This is a genomic window from Streptomyces sp. NBC_01261 (genome assembly GCF_036226385.1).
In the GTDB taxonomy this organism is placed as follows: domain Bacteria; phylum Actinomycetota; class Actinomycetes; order Streptomycetales; family Streptomycetaceae; genus Streptomyces.
Map to the genome: position 1 here is coordinate 6203462 of NZ_CP108463.1, position 18168 is coordinate 6221629.

The 18168-nt window shown below is 70.2% G+C and carries 17 protein-coding genes; 6 read left to right on the forward strand and 11 right to left on the reverse strand.

From position 1 onward, the window contains the following. Positions 1–231: 231 nt before the first annotated feature. Both OG226_RS27575 and OG226_RS27580 read right to left on the reverse strand, forming a co-directional pair. Positions 232–1317: a C40 family peptidase gene (locus OG226_RS27575; RefSeq protein WP_329350314.1), complete on the reverse strand. Its 1086-nt coding sequence runs from the start codon at positions 1315–1317 to the stop codon at positions 232–234. 221 nt (positions 1318–1538) lie between these two features. Beyond that, complete coding sequence (locus OG226_RS27580) at positions 1539–2357, reverse strand: class I SAM-dependent methyltransferase (RefSeq protein ID WP_328682173.1); 819 nt, start codon at positions 2355–2357, stop codon at positions 1539–1541. A 128-nt stretch (positions 2358–2485) separates the two neighbouring features. On the opposite strand from OG226_RS27580, the gene OG226_RS27585 reads away from it, so the two are divergent. From OG226_RS27585 to OG226_RS27600, 4 genes are all read left to right on the forward strand, one after another. After that, the gene (locus OG226_RS27585; RefSeq protein ID WP_329350316.1) at positions 2486–3010 is read left to right on the forward strand and encodes a hypothetical protein; all 525 of its coding nucleotides are present in this window, start codon (positions 2486–2488) and stop codon (positions 3008–3010) included. Positions 3011–3239: 229 nt separating this feature from the next. Next, a complete protein-coding gene (gene mshA / locus OG226_RS27590) occupies positions 3240–4577 on the forward strand; it encodes a D-inositol-3-phosphate glycosyltransferase (RefSeq protein WP_328682175.1) in 1338 nt (445 codons plus the stop codon). Continuing rightward, positions 4570–5082 (forward strand): YbjN domain-containing protein, encoded by a 513-nt coding sequence (locus tag OG226_RS27595; RefSeq protein WP_329350317.1) that lies wholly within the window; start codon positions 4570–4572, stop codon positions 5080–5082. Before mshA ends, OG226_RS27595 begins: the two co-directional genes overlap by 8 nt. A gap of 121 nt (positions 5083–5203) precedes the next feature. After that, a complete protein-coding gene (locus OG226_RS27600) occupies positions 5204–6865 on the forward strand; it encodes a glycosyl hydrolase family 28-related protein (RefSeq protein ID WP_329350319.1) in 1662 nt (553 codons plus the stop codon). Between the two features lies 1 nt (position 6866). Here OG226_RS27600 and OG226_RS27605 read toward each other — a convergent pair whose 3' ends face one another. Both OG226_RS27605 and OG226_RS27610 read right to left on the reverse strand, forming a co-directional pair. Further along, positions 6867–7514, reverse strand: a complete 648-nt coding sequence (locus OG226_RS27605; protein WP_328682180.1) for a class I SAM-dependent methyltransferase — start codon at positions 7512–7514, stop codon at positions 6867–6869. A gap of 33 nt (positions 7515–7547) precedes the next feature. Continuing rightward, a complete protein-coding gene (locus OG226_RS27610; protein WP_328682182.1) occupies positions 7548–8363 on the reverse strand; it encodes a helix-turn-helix transcriptional regulator in 816 nt (271 codons plus the stop codon). A 49-nt stretch (positions 8364–8412) separates the two neighbouring features. Here OG226_RS27610 and OG226_RS27615 point away from each other — a divergent pair, with 49 nt between their 5' ends. Continuing rightward, on the forward strand, positions 8413–8850 hold the full coding sequence (locus tag OG226_RS27615) for a DUF2000 domain-containing protein (protein WP_328682184.1): 438 nt from the start codon (positions 8413–8415) through the stop codon (positions 8848–8850). A 207-nt stretch (positions 8851–9057) separates the two neighbouring features. Here OG226_RS27615 and OG226_RS27620 read toward each other — a convergent pair whose 3' ends face one another. Next, positions 9058–10323 carry an MDR family MFS transporter gene (locus OG226_RS27620; protein ID WP_328682187.1) on the reverse strand — a complete coding sequence of 422 codons (1266 nt, stop codon included), beginning with the start codon at positions 10321–10323 and terminating at the stop codon, positions 9058–9060. 166 nt (positions 10324–10489) lie between these two features. Here OG226_RS27620 and OG226_RS27625 point away from each other — a divergent pair, with 166 nt between their 5' ends. Beyond that, positions 10490–11251 carry a phosphoglyceromutase gene (locus OG226_RS27625; RefSeq protein WP_328682189.1) on the forward strand — a complete coding sequence of 254 codons (762 nt, stop codon included), beginning with the start codon at positions 10490–10492 and terminating at the stop codon, positions 11249–11251. 78 nt (positions 11252–11329) lie between these two features. Here OG226_RS27625 and OG226_RS27630 read toward each other — a convergent pair whose 3' ends face one another. The 6 genes from OG226_RS27630 to OG226_RS27655 all read right to left on the reverse strand — a co-directional run bounded on the left by OG226_RS27630 (position 11330) and on the right by OG226_RS27655 (position 18168). Beyond that, the gene (locus OG226_RS27630) at positions 11330–12568 is read right to left on the reverse strand and encodes a tyrosine-type recombinase/integrase (RefSeq protein ID WP_329350323.1); all 1239 of its coding nucleotides are present in this window, start codon (positions 12566–12568) and stop codon (positions 11330–11332) included. Between the two features lie 85 nt (positions 12569–12653). After that, complete coding sequence (locus OG226_RS27635) at positions 12654–12899, reverse strand: helix-turn-helix domain-containing protein (protein ID WP_329350325.1); 246 nt, start codon at positions 12897–12899, stop codon at positions 12654–12656. Positions 12900–13363: 464 nt separating this feature from the next. Continuing rightward, positions 13364–14839: an ATP-binding protein gene (locus tag OG226_RS27640; protein ID WP_329353531.1), complete on the reverse strand. Its 1476-nt coding sequence runs from the start codon at positions 14837–14839 to the stop codon at positions 13364–13366. Positions 14840–14841: 2 nt separating this feature from the next. Then, positions 14842–15696 (reverse strand): bifunctional DNA primase/polymerase, encoded by an 855-nt coding sequence (locus tag OG226_RS27645; protein WP_329350327.1) that lies wholly within the window; start codon positions 15694–15696, stop codon positions 14842–14844. Positions 15697–15790: 94 nt separating this feature from the next. Beyond that, a complete protein-coding gene (locus tag OG226_RS27650) occupies positions 15791–17575 on the reverse strand; it encodes a MarR family transcriptional regulator (RefSeq protein ID WP_329350329.1) in 1785 nt (594 codons plus the stop codon). Between the two features lie 284 nt (positions 17576–17859). Beyond that, positions 17860–18168, reverse strand: coding sequence for a hypothetical protein (locus OG226_RS27655; RefSeq protein ID WP_329350331.1), 309 nt, complete (start codon positions 18166–18168; stop codon positions 17860–17862).

Sequence of the window (18168 nt, forward strand, 5' to 3'; positions counted from 1 at the left end):
ACCCACCGACGGGGACCATAGCGGTAGTGGGCGCCGTAAAGGAATGGTGTGAGACAGGTCGCCCGGCAGGCGGCCACTGTCATATGCCGTGATCCGTACGGCAGTTGGGCAGGGGGGCTCTTACCGGGGGATGACGAAGGTCACGCCGGGAGGGAGTTTGGGGCGGGTGGTGCGTGCGCCAGGTCACGTGGCCCGGGTCACCGGCCGAGCCCCGCTCACCAACCGGACGTATTACGCATCCGGTCGCACAACGCCCAGTATCGGCATCGAACCCGCCCCCGCGACCGTCACCGTCCGCCCCGGCCGGGGGGCATGGATGATCGCGCCGTCGCCGATGTACATGGCGACATGGCTGGCGTCGGCGAAATAGATGATGAGGTCGCCGGGGCGCATGTCCTTCTCGGCGACGTGTGGGAGCTGCTTCCACTGCTCCTGCGAGGTGCGCGGGATCGGATCGCCGGCGCTCGCCCAGGCCTGCGAGGTCAGCCCCGAGCAGTCGTACGTCGACGGGCCCTCGGCGCCCCACTCGTACGCCTTGCCGAGCTGGGCCGTCGCGTAGGCCACCGCCGCCTTGCCCGCCGCGGACGCCTTGCCGCCGGTGTCCTTGAGGGCACCGGAGTCGAGCCACGCGGTCTGCGCCTTCAGCGCGGCCTGCTGCTCCAGCCTGGCCAGCCGCTCCTTCTCCCGCTTCTCCAGCTGGGACTCCAGCTTCTCGGCCGCCGCGATCTGGGTCGTGACCTTCTTCTTCGCGGTGGCCTTGGCCTGGCGGTTCTTCTCCAACTGCTGCCACTGGGCGGAGGCGTCGGCGGTGTACTGCTTCAAGTCCTGCTGGGTGCGGGTCAGTTCGGAGATCAGGCCCTTGGTGGCGCGCTGGCCCTGCAGGATCCGGCCGGTACCGTCCAGGAACGCCTGCGGGTTGTCGCTCAACAGCAGCTGCGCCTCGTCCGGGATCCCGCCCGTGCGGTACTGGGAGCGGGCCGCGGCACCGGCGCGGTCCTTCAACTCGTCCAGCTTCGCCTGGCCCTTGACGATCTTCTTGGCCAGCTCCACGATCTCCGCGGACTGCTTCTGGGACTTCTCCTCGGCCGCGTTGTAGGCGTCCGTGGCGACGGCGGCGTCGTGGTAGAGCGCGTCGAGCTTCTCGCGTACGGCCTCAAGGTCCTTGTTGGTCACGGGGGTTGGGGACGTGGTCGCGGTCGCCGAAGGGGTCGATGTCGGCGTCGGGCTCGCGAACGCGATGCCGGGTGCCGCGAGTACGGTGACCGCGCAGACGACCGTGATGGCCGTCGTGATCAGGGCTCGCCTGCCCGTTCCCATATCCGTTCCCCCGCATCCCGCATCTGATTGACCGTCAGTAACTTACGGACGCCTGGGGGATCGTGCCATGCCCGCACGCAAAACGACAGAGGCGGTACTTCCCGTACTTCTTCCCTTTCCTGCCAGGTCATGGGCTGCCACAACCGGCGTGCCGGTCTCCCCGTCCGTGTGACGAACGGTCGCCGGGGATCGTTCCCCACGCACCACACCCGCAACCGGATTCACCCGCGCGGGGCCAACGCCCCCCAGGACACGGTCACTTCGCCCTGCCGCCAGCGCACCGGACCGTCGGTCACCGGCCAGTCGGCCGACACATACCGAACGGCCTGGGTCCAGCGCTGCCGCGCACCGTAAGAGGCGAGGGGTGCGGCGGAGGCCCAGGCGTGGTCGAAGTCGCGCAGGAAGGCGTGCAGGGGCTCGCCGGGGACGTTGCGGTGGATGAGCACCTTCGGGAGGCGGGCGGCGAAGTCGGACGGGCGCTCCAGCGACCCGAAGTGGGCGGCGAAGGTGACCGTGCGGGGACCCTCCGGCCCGAGCGCGATCCAGACGTGGCGGCGACCGATCTCGTCGCAGGTGCCTTCCACGAGCAGACCGCCGTGTGAGCCGACCGCCGGGTCGGCGGGCGTGAGGCGGCCACACATGAGTTCCCAGGCCCGGGCCACCTTGGACTCGTCGTACTGGCGCAGCACGTTCGCGGCCCGAATAAGGGTGATCGGACCTCGGACCGGGATCTCGAACCCTCCGCGCCGGAAGATCAGACCCTCGCGTGCGTACGGCTCCGCCCTCTGGACCCGCACCGGTTCGATCTCCACGCCCACGACACGCGTGCGGGGAGCGACGGTGCGGAGCCTGCCGAGCAGTTCCACGGCCGTCCAGGGCGCGGCGCCGTAGCCCAGGTCGACGGCGACGGGATCGCCGGCCCGCCGCAGCTCGGCGCCGTGCGTCGCCGCGATCCAGCGGTCCATACGGCGCAGGCGGTTGGGGTTGGTGGTGCCGCGCGTCACCGTTCCTACGGGACGGGTGGCTGCGCGGGCTGTCATACGTACGAGGGTAGGCGGCCCGGGGTGAGGGGGCATCGACCGCGGCTGCCCCTGGCCGCCGCCCGGCTCGTTGTCAGTGTCGCCTGGCAGGATCGGAGATCGGGTCGGACGAGGTGGGGGTGGGACCAGTGAAGGTGCTTGTCAGCGGCGAAGTGCATGTCGACTACGGCCAGATGTTCGTGGAGAGCGGCGAGGACGGCCGTGACCTGCACGACGCCTTCGCCGGGCAGGAGGGCGTCGGGCTCTGCGGCGGCGGGACGGCCGGGGCGCTGTTGCTCCTGACCGGTCTGCGCATCGGCGGCGTCGACTTCACCGCCGAGCTGCACGACGGCAGGCCCGAGCTGGACGAGACGTGGGAGGAGATCGTCGAGGTCCCGTTCCGGCCGGTGTCGGGGGAGACGGCGCTGCGGCAGTGGAACGGGAAGGCCCGGTGGGAGCTGGGCCTGGAGGAGCGCGACTACCGCGTGCGGTACTCCGCCGTCGGCATGGACGCGGGCCGGAGCAAGAACGTCCGGGAGGACGACGAGCCGCCGACCGACGACCGGTACCTGCTCCAGATATGGCCCGCCGCGCCCGAACCGGCCCGGCTGCTCAAGCGGACCGGCCGCGCCGCCGCGTACTGGCACGCCTTCGCGACGTCGCCGGTGGGCTGACCGGCGGACGGAGGGCGACGTGTCGCCGGACGGAAGGCAACGCACGGAAGGAAGCCAACGCACGGAAGGAGGCCGACGCACCGTCCCCTCGAACGGTTGAGCGATCCCCGGCAATGGATGGGTAAAATCCCCATGCGCCGGAATGAGAATCCGGCCTCCCGATGTTGGCGTCCTTGGAGGGAACCCCACGCCCTCCTTCCGGCATGCCCGCAGCGAGGAGGAACGCCACGTGAGCCAGTACGGCAGCAGGCTCGGGCGGCGTTCCGCGGCCTCGTCCGCCCGGCTGAGGCTGCACCGCAAGCCCCGCCGGGTCGCCATGCTCTCCGTGCACACGTCACCGTTGCACCAGCCCGGCACGGGCGACGCGGGCGGCATGAACGTCTACATCGTGGAGCTCGCGCAGCGCCTCGCCGCGATCAACATCGAGGTCGAGATCTTCACCCGCGCCACCACGGCCGCCCTCCCCCCGACCGTCGAACTGGCACCCGGCGTGCTCGTCCGGCACGTCGACGCGGGACCGTACGAAGGTCTCGCCAAGGAGGAACTCCCCGCCCAGCTCTGCGCGTTCACCCACGGAGTGATGCAGGCGTGGGCCGGCCACCGCCCCGGCTACTACGACCTCGTCCACTCGCACTACTGGCTCTCCGGCCACGTCGGCTGGCTCGCCGCCCAGCGCTGGGGCGTCCCTCTCGTGCACGCCATGCACACCATGGCCAAGGTCAAGAACGCCAGCCTGGCCGACGGCGACACCCCCGAACCCGCCGCCCGCGTCATCGGCGAGACCCAGATCGTCGCCGCCGCCGACCGCCTCATCGCCAACACGGCGGAGGAGGCCGACGAACTCGTACGGCACTACTCGGCCGACCCCGCCAAGGTCGCCGTGGTGCACCCGGGCGTCAATCTCGAACGCTTCCGCCCGGCCGACGGCCGCGCCGCCGCCCGCGCTCGCCTCGGCCTCCCGCAGGACGCCCTGATCCCGCTCTTCGCGGGCCGCATCCAGCCCCTGAAGGCGCCGGACGTCCTGCTTCGCGCGGTGGCGGTGTTGCTGGACGAGCGACCCGAGCTGCGCTCGAACATCGTCGTCCCCGTCGTCGGCGGCCCCAGCGGCAGCGGCCTCGCCAAGCCGGAGGGCCTGCAGAAACTGGCCGCGCGGCTGGGCATCGCGGACGTCGTACGGTTCCGGCCGCCGGTCGGGCAGGAGCAGCTCGCGGACTGGTTCCGGGCCGCGTCCGTGCTGGTCATGCCGTCGTACAGCGAGTCCTTCGGGCTGGTCGCCATAGAGGCGCAGGCGGCCGGTACGCCGGTGCTCGCGGCCTCGGTCGGCGGCCTCCCGGTCGCTGTGCGCGACGGCGAGACCGGCTTCCTGGTGCAGGGCCACGACCCCGTCGGCTACGCGCACGTCCTGCGCCGTCTCGCCGACGACCCGCACCTCGCGCCCCGCATGGGCGAGGCCGCCGCCCGGCACGCCCAGTCCTTCGGCTGGGACACCGCCGCCGCCGCCACGGCGGACGTCTACACGGCGGCGGCGCAGGCCCACCGCCGTCACGTACGCTCGCACCATGGGTGAGGCGGCAGCGGACCAGGAGCGGGCGGCGCAGGTCATCGAGGGTTTCCTCAAGGACGCCGAACTCGACTGGGAGAGCCCGGAGTCCGGCACGTTCGTCGTCAAACTCCCCGGCACCCGCAAGCTGTCGACGACCCTCTCCCTCCTCGTCGGCCGCCACTCCCTCTCGCTCAACGCCTTCGTCATCCGCCACCCCGACGAGAACGAGACGGCCGTCCACCGCTGGCTCCTGGAGCGCAACCTCAAGCTGTACGGCGTGAGTTACGCCGTCGACCAGCTCGGTGACGTGTACGTCACCGGGCGGCTGCCGCTGTCCGCCGTCACCGAGGCCGAGATCGACCGCCTCCTCGGCCAGGTCCTGGAGGCCGCCGACGGCAGCTTCAACACCCTCCTGGAACTGGGCTTCGCCTCCGCGATCCGCAAGGAGTACGCGTGGCGGGTGTCGCGCGGGGAGTCGACGCGGAATCTCGACGCGTTCACGAATCTGACCCAGCGGCCGACGAACTGACCTCGATCTGACCCCTGTTCGACCCCTTCCCTGCGACTGGGGCCTCGTGGCATGCTCACCGCCAGCATATTTATGAACGACGTTCACATCCATGAAGAGCCGCGTGGGAGGACGTACGTATATGAGCAACCTCCGTCTCACCAGACGAACCCTGCTCGGAAGCACGCTGGCCTTGGCGGTCCCGCTGCCGAAACAGGGACCCGGAGGAGGGCCCGGCGGAGGGCCCGGCGGTTCTGGGGGTGAAGTCCCTTCCCTCTGGCGGGAGTTCACCCGCACCCCCTTCACCCACCCGCAGATCCCGTACATCGGCAGAGCGGGCACGCGACGCCACCCCCGGCGCCCCCTCGTCCTCGACGTCCGCCGCTACGGCGCCGTCGCGGACGGTACGACCGACTCCGCCCCCGCGATCAACCGTGCCATCGCCGCTGCCGGTAGGGCCGGCGGTGGCACGGTCCTCATCCCGCCCGGCACCTTCCGCATCGACGACGTGATCCGCGTCGGCCACTCGAACGTGGTGGTCAGAGGCGCCGGCAGCGACCGTACGAAGCTCTACGCGACGAAGAACCTGACCGAACTGATCGGTGTCTACGGCTCCCGTTACGGCGGCGACAAGTCGTCCTGGTCCTGGGCGGGCGGCCTCATCTGGCTTGCCCCGACGGCCCGTTGGGACTCACTGGTCGCCGCGATCAGGGCGAAGGCCTGGCCCTTCGAGGGCTGGACCGGCAACAGGCGTGACGAATGGCGGCAGTTGACGGCGGTCGAGCCGGCGCGACAGGGCGCCTGGACGGTGCGGGTGGCGGACGCCTCCCAACTGAAGCCGGGCGAACTGGTGTTGCTCCGCCTGGCCGACGACACCGCCCACACCCTCCTCCAGCACATGGCGGGCGGCGGCCCCGGCCCCGAGGCGTACTACTGGGACGACAAGACGAAGCTGCTGTCGTACGTCCCCTACGAATGGCCCGTCCGCATCGCGCACGTCCACGGCCGCAAGGTGACGCTCGAACGCCCGCTGCCCCTCGACATCCGCCCCGAGTGGAACCCCCAATTCACCACCCACGTGGCGGAGTTGACGGGATCGGGAGTGGAGGGCCTGACCCTGGAGGCGGTGGAGACCCCACAACAACCGCACCTCCTCGACAAGGGCTACAACGGCGTCGTCCTCCAATGCGCCTACGACTGCTGGGTGGACGACGTGACGGTCCGGCATGTGGACAACGGCTTCGGCCTGGTGGCGGCCTCGGCGTGCACGCTGCGCGGTACGACGGTCGCGGGCCGCGGCTCGCATCACCCCTACTTCTGCCGCGAGGGTTCGCACGACAACCTCATCGAGGACTTCACCATCGAGGAGCGCACGGTCCCGGCCCCGGCCAACACCCAGCTCCACGGCATCAACGTCGAGGGCCTGTCGTCGTACAACGTCTGGTCGCGCGGCGACATGCGCATGGGCACCTTCGACAGCCATCGCGGTCTGCCCTTCGCCAACGTCCGCACCGACATCACGGTCAACAACGACGGCCGCCACGGCGGTGACGCGAACGCCGGTCCGCTCTTCGGCGCCCGCTTCACCCACTGGAACATCCGCGTCACCAATGGCCGCGCGGGCCTGATGAAGATCGACCAACTCGCCCCGTACAGCGCCACGGTGGGCCTCAACACGGTCACCGAGTTCGATCAGATCGACGTCCCCGACTTCACCGGCGACCTGCACGCGCGGCTGGAGCTCTACGGCACGACGGAGGTCGTACGGCCGCGGAACCTGTATGAGGCGCAGCGGAAGCTGTGACTCAGCTCCGGCGCAGGACGTCGTAGCCGATGAAGTCGAACATGCGGGTGCCGGTGGGGAGTTGGCGGGGTTCGCCGGTGAAACGGTGGGCGCCGACGGACTGGGGGATCGAGGGGTCCGACACCCACAGGCGCTCGAAGCCGCGCTCCTCCAGCCAGGCGCAGACCTGGGGGACGAGGTCGGGGGCGAGGTCGCGGCTGCGGGTCCAGACGAGGGTGCCGCCCGTCCGGCACAGGGCGGTGCAGTGGTCGAGGACGCGCTCGACGTCTGCGTCGGAGACGTTGCCGAGGACGCCGCACGCGAGGACGAGGTCGGCGGGGGCGAGTTCGGCGTACTGATCCGTCAATGAGGCGTCTCCGGCGACGACTTCGACGTGGGGGAGGCCGGCGGCGCGGGCCGCCCGTCTCGCGATGTCCACGTTCCGCTCGTCCAACTCGACGAGCCGGGCGCGGACTTCGGGCCCTCGGGGATGCTCGGCCAGTACGCCGATCAGGTCGCGGCCCTGTCCGGCGCAGAGGCTGATCGCGGTGAGCGGGCCCGGCGGGGCGGTGTCGAGGGCGAGGCGGAGGCGTTCCTGGACGATGGCCAGGCGGCGGCTGAGGTAGGAGTCGGGGGAGTCGTAGGCGTCGTGCCACGTGTGCCAGTCCATGTGCGATTCCCTGCGCGATGCCATGGGGCGAGGCTAGCCGCGGAGTCGATGTCCGTCGCGTGAATAACGTCCCGGCGTGACCCCCACCAACTTCCGGAAATGGCGCGTGAGATGGGACTGGTCGTAGAACCCGGTCACCGTCGCCACCTCGCCCGGCGGGCGGCCGTCGAGGAGGAGCCGGCGGGCGCGGTCGACGCGGCGGGACATCAGGTACTGGTGCGGTGCGATGCCGTACGCCCCGCTGAACGCCCGTACCAGATGGGCGGGATGGGCGTGCACGAGCCGGGCGGCCTCGTCGAGGGTGATGCCCTCGGTGACGCGTTCGTCGAGGAGTTCGCGGAGGGTGTGGGCGAGGACGGGGCCGGGAGTCGGGGCGGGGGCGGCGAACGGCCGTAGCCGGGCGTGCAGTTGCTCGGCGATGAGGGTCAGACGGCTCTCGGCCTCCAGCTCGTCGCCGGGGTGGCCGAGCGCGGTGTGCAACTGGCCCACGCGCAGCCGGAGTTCGGGATCGCGGAGGTCCGGCTGGTCGACGGCGGAACCGATCAGGCTGTCCGGGAGATGGGTGCCGTCGAGATAGAGGACGCGCTTGCGGAAGCCGTGCGGGGTGGCGGGCGAGCCGTTGTGCGGGACGTGCGGCGGCAACAGCGACACCGTGTCGTGCGGGGTGCCGTGCTCATGCCGGTCCAGGTCGTACCGTACGGCGCCGTCGTCCACGATCAGCAGCGTCCACGCGTCGTGCACGTGCATCGGGTACGCGTACTCGGTGAAGTGCGCGTGGAAGACCTCGACGACACCGGGGATACGGGGCCGCCAGGCGGAGACTTCCTGCTCGGGGCGCTGCGGGGCCATGCAAAGAACGTACAAGACGGACGTGCCGGGCGGTCGGCAGTCTCGACGTATGAGCACTGAGACCACTGCTGAACCGATCCGCTTCGACACCAAGATCGCCGTCCTGCTGCGGGAGGACCTTGACCCCTGGCAGCGGCTGAACGTCACGTCCTTCCTGGTCAGCGGCCTGGGATCACAGATTCCCGAGGTGGTCGGGGAGCCGTACGAGGACGCCGACGGGGTGCGCTACCTGCCGATGTTCCGGCAGCCGGTGATGGTCTTCGAGGCCACGAAGGAGGTCCTGGTGGCGGCCCACGGGCGGGCGCTGAGCCGTGCGCTGCCCCGGTCCGTCTTCACGTCGGACCTCTTCACCACCGGCAACGACCGGGACAACCGGGCGGCGGTACGGGCCGTCGCGACGGCCGAGCTGGATGTGGTGGGGCTGGCGGTGTACGGGCCGCGGAACGGGGTGGACAAGGTGGTGAAGGGGGCGCGGATGCATCCTTGAGGTCGGAGGAGGTGGTGTTCCGGGGGACTTCGAAGGTGAGCGGTGCGGCGCTCCACCGACGCCGACCGGGCAGGCCCCGCTTCGCGGAAGTGTGACACTTCCGCGCGGAGTGTCACACTTCCGCGCCGCACCCTCCCGGGGCGCCGAGGGTTCCCACGCACCACTGCTTGCGGGCGGGTCGCCCGGCCCCCGGTCGCCCGCTCGCGCTCAGGCCGCGCTGACCTCCGGTTTCGCCGTGATCGGGGTTTCCACGGTCCCCGGTCCCGTGGCCGGTAGCCCCCGCATCAGCGCCCCGTACCCCACGGCGGCCCCCGTCCCCACGACCGCGCACATCCCCCACAGCCACGCCGCCCCGAACCGGTCGATGACGAACCCGGACATCAGCGGGGCGACGAGCGCGGCGACCGCCCAGGACAGGGTGTACATGCCCTGGTAGCGGCCGCGGCCCTGGACCGGGGAGAGGCGGACGACGAGGCCCGTCTGGGTCGGGGCGTTGATCATCTCGCCGAGGGTCCACACGCACACCGTGAGGGCGAAGACGCCGACCGAGCCGGCGAACGCGGTGAGCCCGAAGCCGTAGCCCGCGAGGATCGACGAGACGACCAACAGGCGTTTGGCGTCGCGGTGTTCGATGAGGCGGGTGACCGGGATCTGGAGGGCGACGATGAGGAAGCCGTTGACGGCGATCGCGGTGCCGTAGTCGGCGGGGGTGAACCCGGCCTCGCCCATCGCGACCGGCAGGCCGACCGAGCCCTGCTGGAAGACGACGGCGACGAGGAAGGACAGTCCTACGACGCTCATGAACCGCCCGTCGCGCAGGACCGTTCCGAGGCGGACCGGGGCGGCGGGTTCCCTGCCGTCGGCTGTCGTCGCGACGGTGGGCCGGGACTCGGGCAGCCGCAGGAACACGACGACCGCGCAGACCGCCGTCATTCCGGCCTCCAGCAGGAACCCGGCACGGTAGCTGACCTCGGCGATGAACCCGGCGGCCATGGAGGAGACGGCGAAGCCGAGGTTGATGGCCCAGTAGTTGAGCGAGAACGCGCGGACCCGGTCCTCGGGGCGCACGATGTCGGCCATCATCGCCTGCACCGCCGGGCGGGACGCGTTGCTCGCCGCCCCGACGAGGCACGCCACGGCGGCGATGGCGACGGGGTCGTGCATGAAACCGAGGAGCGCCACGGACGCGGCGGTCGACGACTGCGCGACGAGGAGGGTGGGGCGGCGGCCGATCCGGTCGGTCAGCACGCCCGAGCCGATCGACGAGACGACCCCGCCGAGGCCGTAGAGGGAGGCGACGAGGCCGGCGTAGGTGGCGGAGTAGCCGCGGTCGAGGGTCAGGTAGAGGGCCATGAAGGTCGAGACGAACGCCCCGAGCCGGTTCACGAGGGTGCTCGTCCACAGCCACCAGAACTCGCGGGGCAGACCGGAGACGGTTTCCCGGGCGGCACGTCTCAGGGCGGCGAGTGACATGGATCGTTCCCCCACGGTCGGACAGGTAAGTAAGTGGCTCACGTGCTGGGCACAACTTACGAACGAGACGGCCCGGGGAACCACTCAATTAACAGAAGCCGTCAACTGTGGGGCTGGGAGGCAGGCGCCAGGCGGGGGCCCGAATGCGTGGATTACGCTCTGAGGCATGGCCGACGCACCGTACAAGCTGATCCTCCTCCGCCACGGCGAGAGCGAGTGGAACGCGAAGAACCTGTTCACCGGCTGGGTGGACGTCAACCTGAACGAGAAGGGCGAGAAGGAGGCGGTCCGCGGCGGTGAGCTGCTCAAGGACGCCGGCCTGCTCCCCGACGTGGTCCACACGTCCCTCCAGAAGCGCGCGATCCGCACGGCGCAGCTGTCGCTGGAGGCCGCGGACCGCCACTGGATCCCGGTCCACCGCAGCTGGCGCCTGAACGAGCGCCACTACGGCGCCCTTCAGGGCAAGGACAAGGCGCAGACCCTCGCGGAGTTCGGCGAGGAGCAGTTCATGCTCTGGCGCCGTTCCTACGACACCCCGCCCCCGCCCCTTGAGGACGGCACGGAGTTCTCCCAGTCGGACGACCCGCGCTACGCGACGATCCCGCCGGAGCTGCGCCCCCGCACGGAGTGCCTGAAGGACGTCGTCGTCCGCATGCTCCCGTACTGGTACGACGGCATCGTCCCCGACCTCCTCGCCGGCCGCACGGTCCTGGTCGCCGCCCACGGCAACTCCCTCCGCGCCCTGGTCAAGCACCTCGACGGCATCTCCGACACCGACATCGCGGGCCTGAACATCCCGACGGGCATCCCGCTGGCCTACGAACTGGACGCGTCCTTCAAGCCGGTGAAGCCGGGCGGGACGTATCTCGACCCGGACGCGGCCGCGGCGGCGATCGAGGCGGTCAAGAACCAGGGCAAGAAGAAGTAGGGTTTGTGATCATGCCTCCCACCTGCGCAAACGGCGCGGGCGGGAGGCATTTTCACGGCCTGGGCCCTCTGTGGGACCTCAGCGCGGGGGCTGTTGCGTCGGTCGGAGTGCCTGAGCGAGAGCCTTCCGGGCACGGTCCCGACTGCTCGGCATGAGGTGCGCGTACACCTTCAGTGTCAGACCCGGGTCGGAGTGCCCGAGGTACTCGCTGACGGCCTTGATGCTCTCTCCCGCGTCCAGCAGAACAGACGCGTAGAAGTGCCTCAGGGCGTGCATGCCATGCTCCCGCGCGGCGGCGTGCTCACGGCTCTTCGCCTTGGGGATGACGCCCGCCTTGGCGAGAGCGGGCTTCCAGTGGTCCTCGTTCAGCGACGTACGCCAGACGTGCCCACCGTTGGGCCCGCTGAAGATCAGACGCTTCGTCACGGGCTGACCGTTCGCTCGCATCCACGGCAACGTGATCTCCACGGGCGGGAAGCGCTTGATGTGTTCCTTGAGCGCTTCCGCCACAGGATCGGGTAGAGGTACGTCACGGAGCTTGCCGCCCTTCGGGGGCGCGAACACGGCCTTGCTCAGGCTCAGTTTGAGCTGCTGCACCACGTGCAGAGTGCCGTTGTCGAAGTCCACCTCGTCGACGCACAGTCCGAGGATCTCGCCTTGCCGTAGCCCGCAGCCGGCACCCATGTCCACCATGGGCCGGAAGCGTTCGACCATGGCGGCTCGCATGGCGATGACGCGGTCCGGCTGCCACGGGACCACACGGCGCGTGCCCATCTCGGGGAGCGCCACCGTGCGGGAGTTGCAGGGGTTCCGGCGAAGGTAGCCGTCCTCTACGGCTGCGGAGAGCACGGCGCGGACGTTGGAGAAGATCACGCGGGCGTAGGCCCCGGACATGCCGGACGCTTCGAGCCGCGTCACGAACTCGCGGATGTGGCTCGGCTGGAACGACCCGAGCGCACGCGAACCGATGCGCGGGAAGGCATGCAGTTTGAGTTGGGACTGCATCGAGGCGCGGGTGTTCGGGTCTCCGCTCTGGCTCGCGAGCCACCCTTCCGCGAACTCCTGGAACGAGGTCTTGGACGCGTTCGGGTCGATGTAGTCGCCGCGAGCCACGTCCGCAGTGATTTTGCTCAGCCACTGCTCAGCCAGCCGCTTCTGTCCGTCGGGGAAGGACTTGCCCTTGCGCTTGCCGTCGGGGGCGAAGTAGCGGGCCCGGTAGCGCATGCCGGTTCCGTGGCGGTCGGTCTTGACGCGGACGGTCTTGCCGTTGGTGTCGGTTTCGGTCTTGTACCAGCGGTCTTGGATGCTGCCTGCCATGCGGGGGTGTTCCCTTCGGGGCATGGGCAGGGAGGGCCACGGAGTGGCCCTCCCTGGGGTGTTGAGCTGTGAGGTTGTGGTCGTTTCAGGCGGCGGTGCGGTTGTCGGCCATGCGTTCGGTGACGTAGGCGTGCACGGCGGCGGGGTCGTAGCGCACGTACTTGCCGACGCGGAATCCGGGCGGTCCGGTGTGCTTCCTGCGCCACTGGTAGACGGTCTCTTTGGGCACCTTGAAGATCACGGCGATGTCGTCGGGGGTGAGGTAGCGGTCCGGGAGACCGTTGCGGAGGATCGCGCGGGGGTCGGGTTGACCGGATGGAGTTCGGCTCATGGGGTCCTCGGGGGGTGTCGCGTCGGCTTCGAGGGTTCTCGGATCCTGGACCTGTCCGAGGTGTGGATTTCTGCGTCATTGCGTCGCCAGCGTCATTCAGGCTTCTGACCTGCTGTTTTAGGTGACGCGGGTGCCGAGGCCTGCGTCATGGGCAGCGTCATCCGTGAGGTGGCCCATGACGCAGATGACGAAGGATGACGCAGAGACGGCCGTCTGCGTCATGCCTGTATTCGCAGGTCAGATGCCGTTTTCCGGCTCGCGTGACGCAGATGACGCAGCGTCTTCCCTCTTAGGACAAAAGAGAGGGTGGCTGTCGTAGTGCGGTGCCGCTCAGAACGTGAAGAAGGAGCCGCTGCGCGGCGCGACCTTGGGGCGGGGCTGCGCCCCGAACAGCAAGAGGAGCACCCTCAGGCAGGGCGAGCGGTGCTCCTCTTGCTTGTCCGCGTGAGCGTGGGGAGCGCGGGTCAGAGCATCCGCTGCTGCTCGTGCGGGGGTGCCGGGGCGGGGCGGGTCATTTCCAGGTACCGGCCCTCACTGGTACGGCCCGAATCGATGAGCACACCCCGCGCGGCGAGCGTGGGCTGTAGGCGCTTGAGACGGTCGGAGAGCACTTTGCCGGTGGTCGGCCACCCCTTGGGCAGGGGACGGGAGTCGTCGCCGCTGTAGAGGTGGCTGAGACAGTTGAGCCACTCCGTGGACGTCATCCGCTGCGCCGTGCCCGGCTCGATGGTCTCGGCGTGACGGAGGACGGTCTGTGCCAACAGGTCGCCCTCGATCACGTCGTCGTTCAGGTCGTCCAGCCGGGCCCGGTACGCGGCCAGCGCCCCGAGCCCGGTTGCCGCGTCGAACTGCGCGCACAGGTGCGCGAAGTCGGCCATGCGCAGGTCGGTGGGAGTCTCCGCCTGCGCCGCGCGGACCCTGACCGTGAGATCGAGCAGGGACCCGAGCACAACGGGCAGCACTTCCGCGTACTCCGCCCACAGTTCCGCCTCGGTCCGCCGCACGCGGGGCCGCTCCAAACGCAGCGGGAGCAGGCGGTCGGCAAGATCGGGCCGGATGACACCGACGTCGATACCGGTGAGTAGCAGCGGCCGGCGGTAGCCGACGCGGAACACGTCCCCGTCCGTGAACAGGGCCCGCTTGACGCTCTCGGCACCGGTGACGATGCAGCACATCGCATCCGACAGGTCCGGCGACATGTGCGAGAGGTTGTCCAGCGCCGTGACCCATCCCGCCGCCACGGCAGCGATCAGGTTCTCTTCATCCTTCGGGGCCCGGCGCAGGTCACCGCTCATGCCCTCAATGATCCGCACGAGCATGCGTCCGCCGGTGGACTTGCCCGCACCCTGGGGGCCGGTGAGGAACGGCGCGGGGACGGGCACGGACGGACCGAGGCAGCCGATCAGCCACGCAATGGCCAGGCACTCCGTTTCCGCGGTGGCGAAGTTGCACAGCCGCATCAGCAGATCGATGCCCTTGCCGTTCGTGTCCTTGGCGGGTAGGGGGAGTTCCCCGGTGAGCTGGGTTCGCCGCCAGCACACCTCACGCGGGTCGGGGACGGTGATCTCCCACCCGGTGGGGTGGATGCGGACGGACTGCCCGTCATCGCGACCCAGGTCCAGCCAGGTCGCCCCGTCGAATCCGGGGGCGACGCGGATGTGCACGGGCTGCACGTCCTCGGACAGCGCGAGCGCTTCGATCAGGTCCAACGCCTCTTTCAGGGCTGATCCGTTGAATGCGCCGCGTCCGTCGCGGTAGAGGCCGACCATGAGTTCTTGGCGGTGGCTGCCGGTGGTGCCCTGGGAGCGGATTGGGCGGGCGATGGGGTGGCCGTTCTTCTGCGCGTAGACGGTTCCGTCCGGGGTGCGGAAGTACCGGAAGTGGGATTGCGCGTAGTCGGTGATGATCTGGCGGGCGGGGTTCTTCTCGTCGTCGGCCATGGTCATAGTCCCAATGTGGTGCGGGCGTTGGTCCACGCGTCGGTGCAGTGCCGGGGCGTCTCGCCCTTGGCCTGCGCTGCGGTGAACAGCTGGGCGATGTGGGTGTCGGTGAGGCAGCCGCACCGGCCGTGCGTGGAGAGCACGGCGAGGAACGTCCGATACACGGTGGCGTGCACCGCCTCACGGGCACCGGTGATGCTCCGCTCCGCCATCGCGATCCCACGGTCGAGATATGTGGGCGTGCGGTGGGGGCACTGTCCGCCCGCAGCGGGAGCGGACGCGACGATGGCCACCGGCCGGGCCGGGGCGGGCTCCTTCACGATCAGCGTGCGTGCGACGTCTGGCAGCTCGGTCAGGCGCCCGGTGCCCGGTCCGAGCCAACGGACGTACGCCATAAGCGACTTGATGTCCACGCCAGGCCGGACTGCGTTGGCGGACTGCATGGTGCCCAGGTAGAGCCAGTGCTCACCTCGGGTCGTCGGCACGGTCCGTGTGGCGGGCAGGCTGACGCGGGCCCATGTGATGGCGTCCGCGTTGTCGAGGTCGACGACGGTCAGGCCGGCGTCCCCAGGGTGATAAGCCACGCCTGCTGCCTCTCGCCACGTGCACCGCCACGTCGGCGAGTTGAGGACGTTCGGGTCGGTGGTGGCGGCGGCCCAACCATGGCACGGCGCCGGGCAGGTGCAGGGACCGGGGGTCTTCATGTTCGGTCGGCCACCGCATACGTTGTCAGTACAGCGGCGGCAGTTGCCGAACGGCACCTTCCCAGGTCGGAGCGGCAGTACAGGCACGTTGGAGGCTGCCAGGAAGAGAGCGGCCCGCAGGTGCTCTCCCCCAATGTCGGTGGGTTGGGTCATGCTGGAGGTCTCCAGTCCGTCTCTAGCGCGCTGGATTGGCGGCGGCCCCGATTCATTGGCGTGAGGGGGCCGCCGTTGTCGTGCGTGGGAGTGGTCAGGCGGCGGCGGTGTCGTCGCGGCATGTGGCGGTGAGCCGGCCGTCCAGAGCGCGGATGGCCATGCCGCCGGTCGTGAGGGTCTTGACGGCCTTGGACACGGAGCCCTTGGACAGGCCCGTGAGCGTGGCCAAGTCCTTCTGTCGGACCGGTTCGTCGGCGGTCTCGATGGCCTTGAGGACACGGGCAACGGCGCTGATTGTGGCGGGCGCGTCCGCCGCCGTGTCCTTGACGAGCGTGAGCACCGGCGCGGCTACGGTCGCCACCGCGGGAGTGTTGGTGCGGGACCAGGGGGTGCGGTCGGGCAGGGCGATGACGACGGCCTTGTCCATGTAGCGGACCTTGACGGGGTCGGGCTTGCGCTTGCCGTCGCGGATCAACGCCACGCCAGGGACGGGGAGTTCGTCCGCGTTCCAGCCCTTGGCCTGCGCGTCCTCCCCGAGCACGACGCGGGCTTCGGCGGGGGTGCGTACGGAGAGGCAGATGGAGACGCCGATCTGCGGGGCGATCTGCTTGGGGATGCCGTCGCCGATGGTGGGCTTCTGGGTCATCCACCACAGGTCGACGCATGCCGCGCGACCCATGCGCGCGATGGACTCCAGCCCCGGCAGGGCCGACCGGTTCACGGTGCGGGTCTTGCCGTCACCGGTTTCGGTCTCGTAGGGCAGCTTGTCGGCGGCGGTCATGACTTCGGCGCCTTCGTCGACGACGATGGTGATGCGGGGCCGCTCCGGTGTGGGGGTCCAGGTGTCCTGGCCCTTGGGGAGGATGGCGAGGCGTTCCAGCATCTCCGTCTCCAGCTCGTCGACCAGGTCGATGACGTCATGCGGGGTGGAGGCGACGCGGGCGCGGTGGTCCCACAACCGGCCCTCCACGCGCTTGAGATCGATGATGGCGAGCGCGTTCGTGGCGCCCTCGGAGGCGTCGAAGAGCAGCGGGCGGGAGGCGACCGACTTGCCGGCGCCGGAGCGTCCGGCGATCAGCAGCCGTTCCCCGAGCGGCACCGTCACCGCCTCCCCGGTCACCGTGTCGACCCCGAGCGAGCGCCGCTCAGGCGTCCACACCAGGTCGTCACCATCGGCCGCGCTGCGGGTGCGCAGGATGAGTTCCGCCCACCCGCCGCGCCTGCCCGCCTTGATCTGCATCCGCAGATCCGTACGCGCCCCGAGCAGCGCCCGCACGTGGTCCTCAGCGGCACGCAGCTTGCCCGGCGTCCACTGACCATCGAGCCGGATCGCGCACACAATGCCCGACTCGGTCAGCTTCGGCTGTCCGGTCAACGTGCCGGCGAGACCGCGCTGTTCGGCGTGCTCCTTCCAGTGCTGCGGGGCAAGTCGCTTGAGCAGCGCGGCCTCTTCCGCGTTGGGCTTGAGCCCGTCGTCGCTGCGGTCGCGCAGGATCGCCCACACGATCGCGGCCGTGACGGCGATCGCCACGGCGACGGCCGACCACAGCCACACCCGGACCGGGACGGTCGGCAGCCAGATGTATCCAGCGACGGCCGCGCCGATGGTGGTCTTGGACGCGAACAGCCACAGCGGGTCGGGCACGCGGCGCTTGGCGTGGCGCAGTTCGCGTTCCGCGCGGTGGCGGATGGGGGTGATGCCCTCGGGGTCGATGGCGCGGGCGGTGGCGAGCGCCCGCCGTGCGTCACGCACCAGGGGCTTGCGGTCGGCGCGCAGAGCGCGGCGGCGGTCGGCTTCCTTGCGCCAGTGATCGGCCGTCCAGCGGGCGGCGGTTGCTGCGTACTGGCGGTGCGTCCGCCAGACTGACGTGTGGCTCACGGAGTCCTCGTTTCAGGGATGGGTGGGTCGGTGGTGACGGGCCCTGCGACGGCCCGTCACCACACATGCGGTTACGCGGAGTTAGCGGGTTTCCGGTTTCCTGGTTTCTTGACAGCCCCTCTACGTGCGTGCGCGCGAGGACGGAAACTTCCCTCACGGAGCGTCGCTACGGGGCCTGTCGCGGCCGAACAGGCTTCGGGGGGTGTCGACCCACACGCGAGGGGGGCCGGACGCCCTACGGGCCGCCTACGGCTTCCGCCCGTTGGGGGGCGGGCGGAAGCGGTTCAGTGCTTGGGGCGGGTGAGCTTGAGGGTGATGCCGCCGACGCTGATGGGGCCGGTGGTCTGGGCGATGACGGTGACCGCGTGGGCGGCGGTGTCCATCAGCGCGCACAGCGCGGCGACCAGTCCCCAACAGCCCATGGCGGCGGCCCCCGCGATGACGAGCGGGAACAGGTAGTGGCCCAGCGGGCGCCCGCTCTGGTCGGTGGTGTGGACAATGACGACGACGGGCTGTCCGGTGGCTTCGGCGCGGCGGTAGACGTCGGCGGGAATGTGCGGGGCGATGATCCCCGGCGGGTCACGGTGTGCCAT

Excerpts from the sequence above, each read along its gene's own strand:
- OG226_RS27575 (WP_329350314.1), bottom strand. The coding sequence starts at position 1,317 with ATGGGAACGGGCAGGCGAGCCCTGATCACGACGGCCATCACGGTCGTC.
- OG226_RS27580 (WP_328682173.1), bottom strand. The coding sequence starts at position 2,357 with ATGACAGCCCGCGCAGCCACCCGTCCCGTAGGAACGGTGACGCGCGGC.
- OG226_RS27595 (WP_329350317.1), top strand. The coding sequence starts at position 4,570 with ATGGGTGAGGCGGCAGCGGACCAGGAGCGGGCGGCGCAGGTCATCGAG.
- OG226_RS27600 (WP_329350319.1), top strand. The coding sequence starts at position 5,204 with ATGAGCAACCTCCGTCTCACCAGACGAACCCTGCTCGGAAGCACGCTG.
- OG226_RS27605 (WP_328682180.1), bottom strand. The coding sequence starts at position 7,514 with ATGGACTGGCACACGTGGCACGACGCCTACGACTCCCCCGACTCCTAC.
- OG226_RS27610 (WP_328682182.1), bottom strand. The coding sequence starts at position 8,363 with ATGGCCCCGCAGCGCCCCGAGCAGGAAGTCTCCGCCTGGCGGCCCCGT.
- OG226_RS27615 (WP_328682184.1), top strand. The coding sequence starts at position 8,413 with ATGAGCACTGAGACCACTGCTGAACCGATCCGCTTCGACACCAAGATC.
- OG226_RS27620 (WP_328682187.1), bottom strand. The coding sequence starts at position 10,323 with ATGTCACTCGCCGCCCTGAGACGTGCCGCCCGGGAAACCGTCTCCGGT.
- OG226_RS27625 (WP_328682189.1), top strand. The coding sequence starts at position 10,490 with ATGGCCGACGCACCGTACAAGCTGATCCTCCTCCGCCACGGCGAGAGC.
- OG226_RS27630 (WP_329350323.1), bottom strand. The coding sequence starts at position 12,568 with ATGGCAGGCAGCATCCAAGACCGCTGGTACAAGACCGAAACCGACACC.
- OG226_RS27635 (WP_329350325.1), bottom strand. The coding sequence starts at position 12,899 with ATGAGCCGAACTCCATCCGGTCAACCCGACCCCCGCGCGATCCTCCGC.
- OG226_RS27640 (WP_329353531.1), bottom strand. The coding sequence starts at position 14,839 with ATGGCCGACGACGAGAAGAACCCCGCCCGCCAGATCATCACCGACTAC.
- OG226_RS27645 (WP_329350327.1), bottom strand. The coding sequence starts at position 15,696 with ATGACCCAACCCACCGACATTGGGGGAGAGCACCTGCGGGCCGCTCTC.
- OG226_RS27655 (WP_329350331.1), bottom strand. The coding sequence starts at position 18,168 with ATGGCACACCGTGACCCGCCGGGGATCATCGCCCCGCACATTCCCGCC.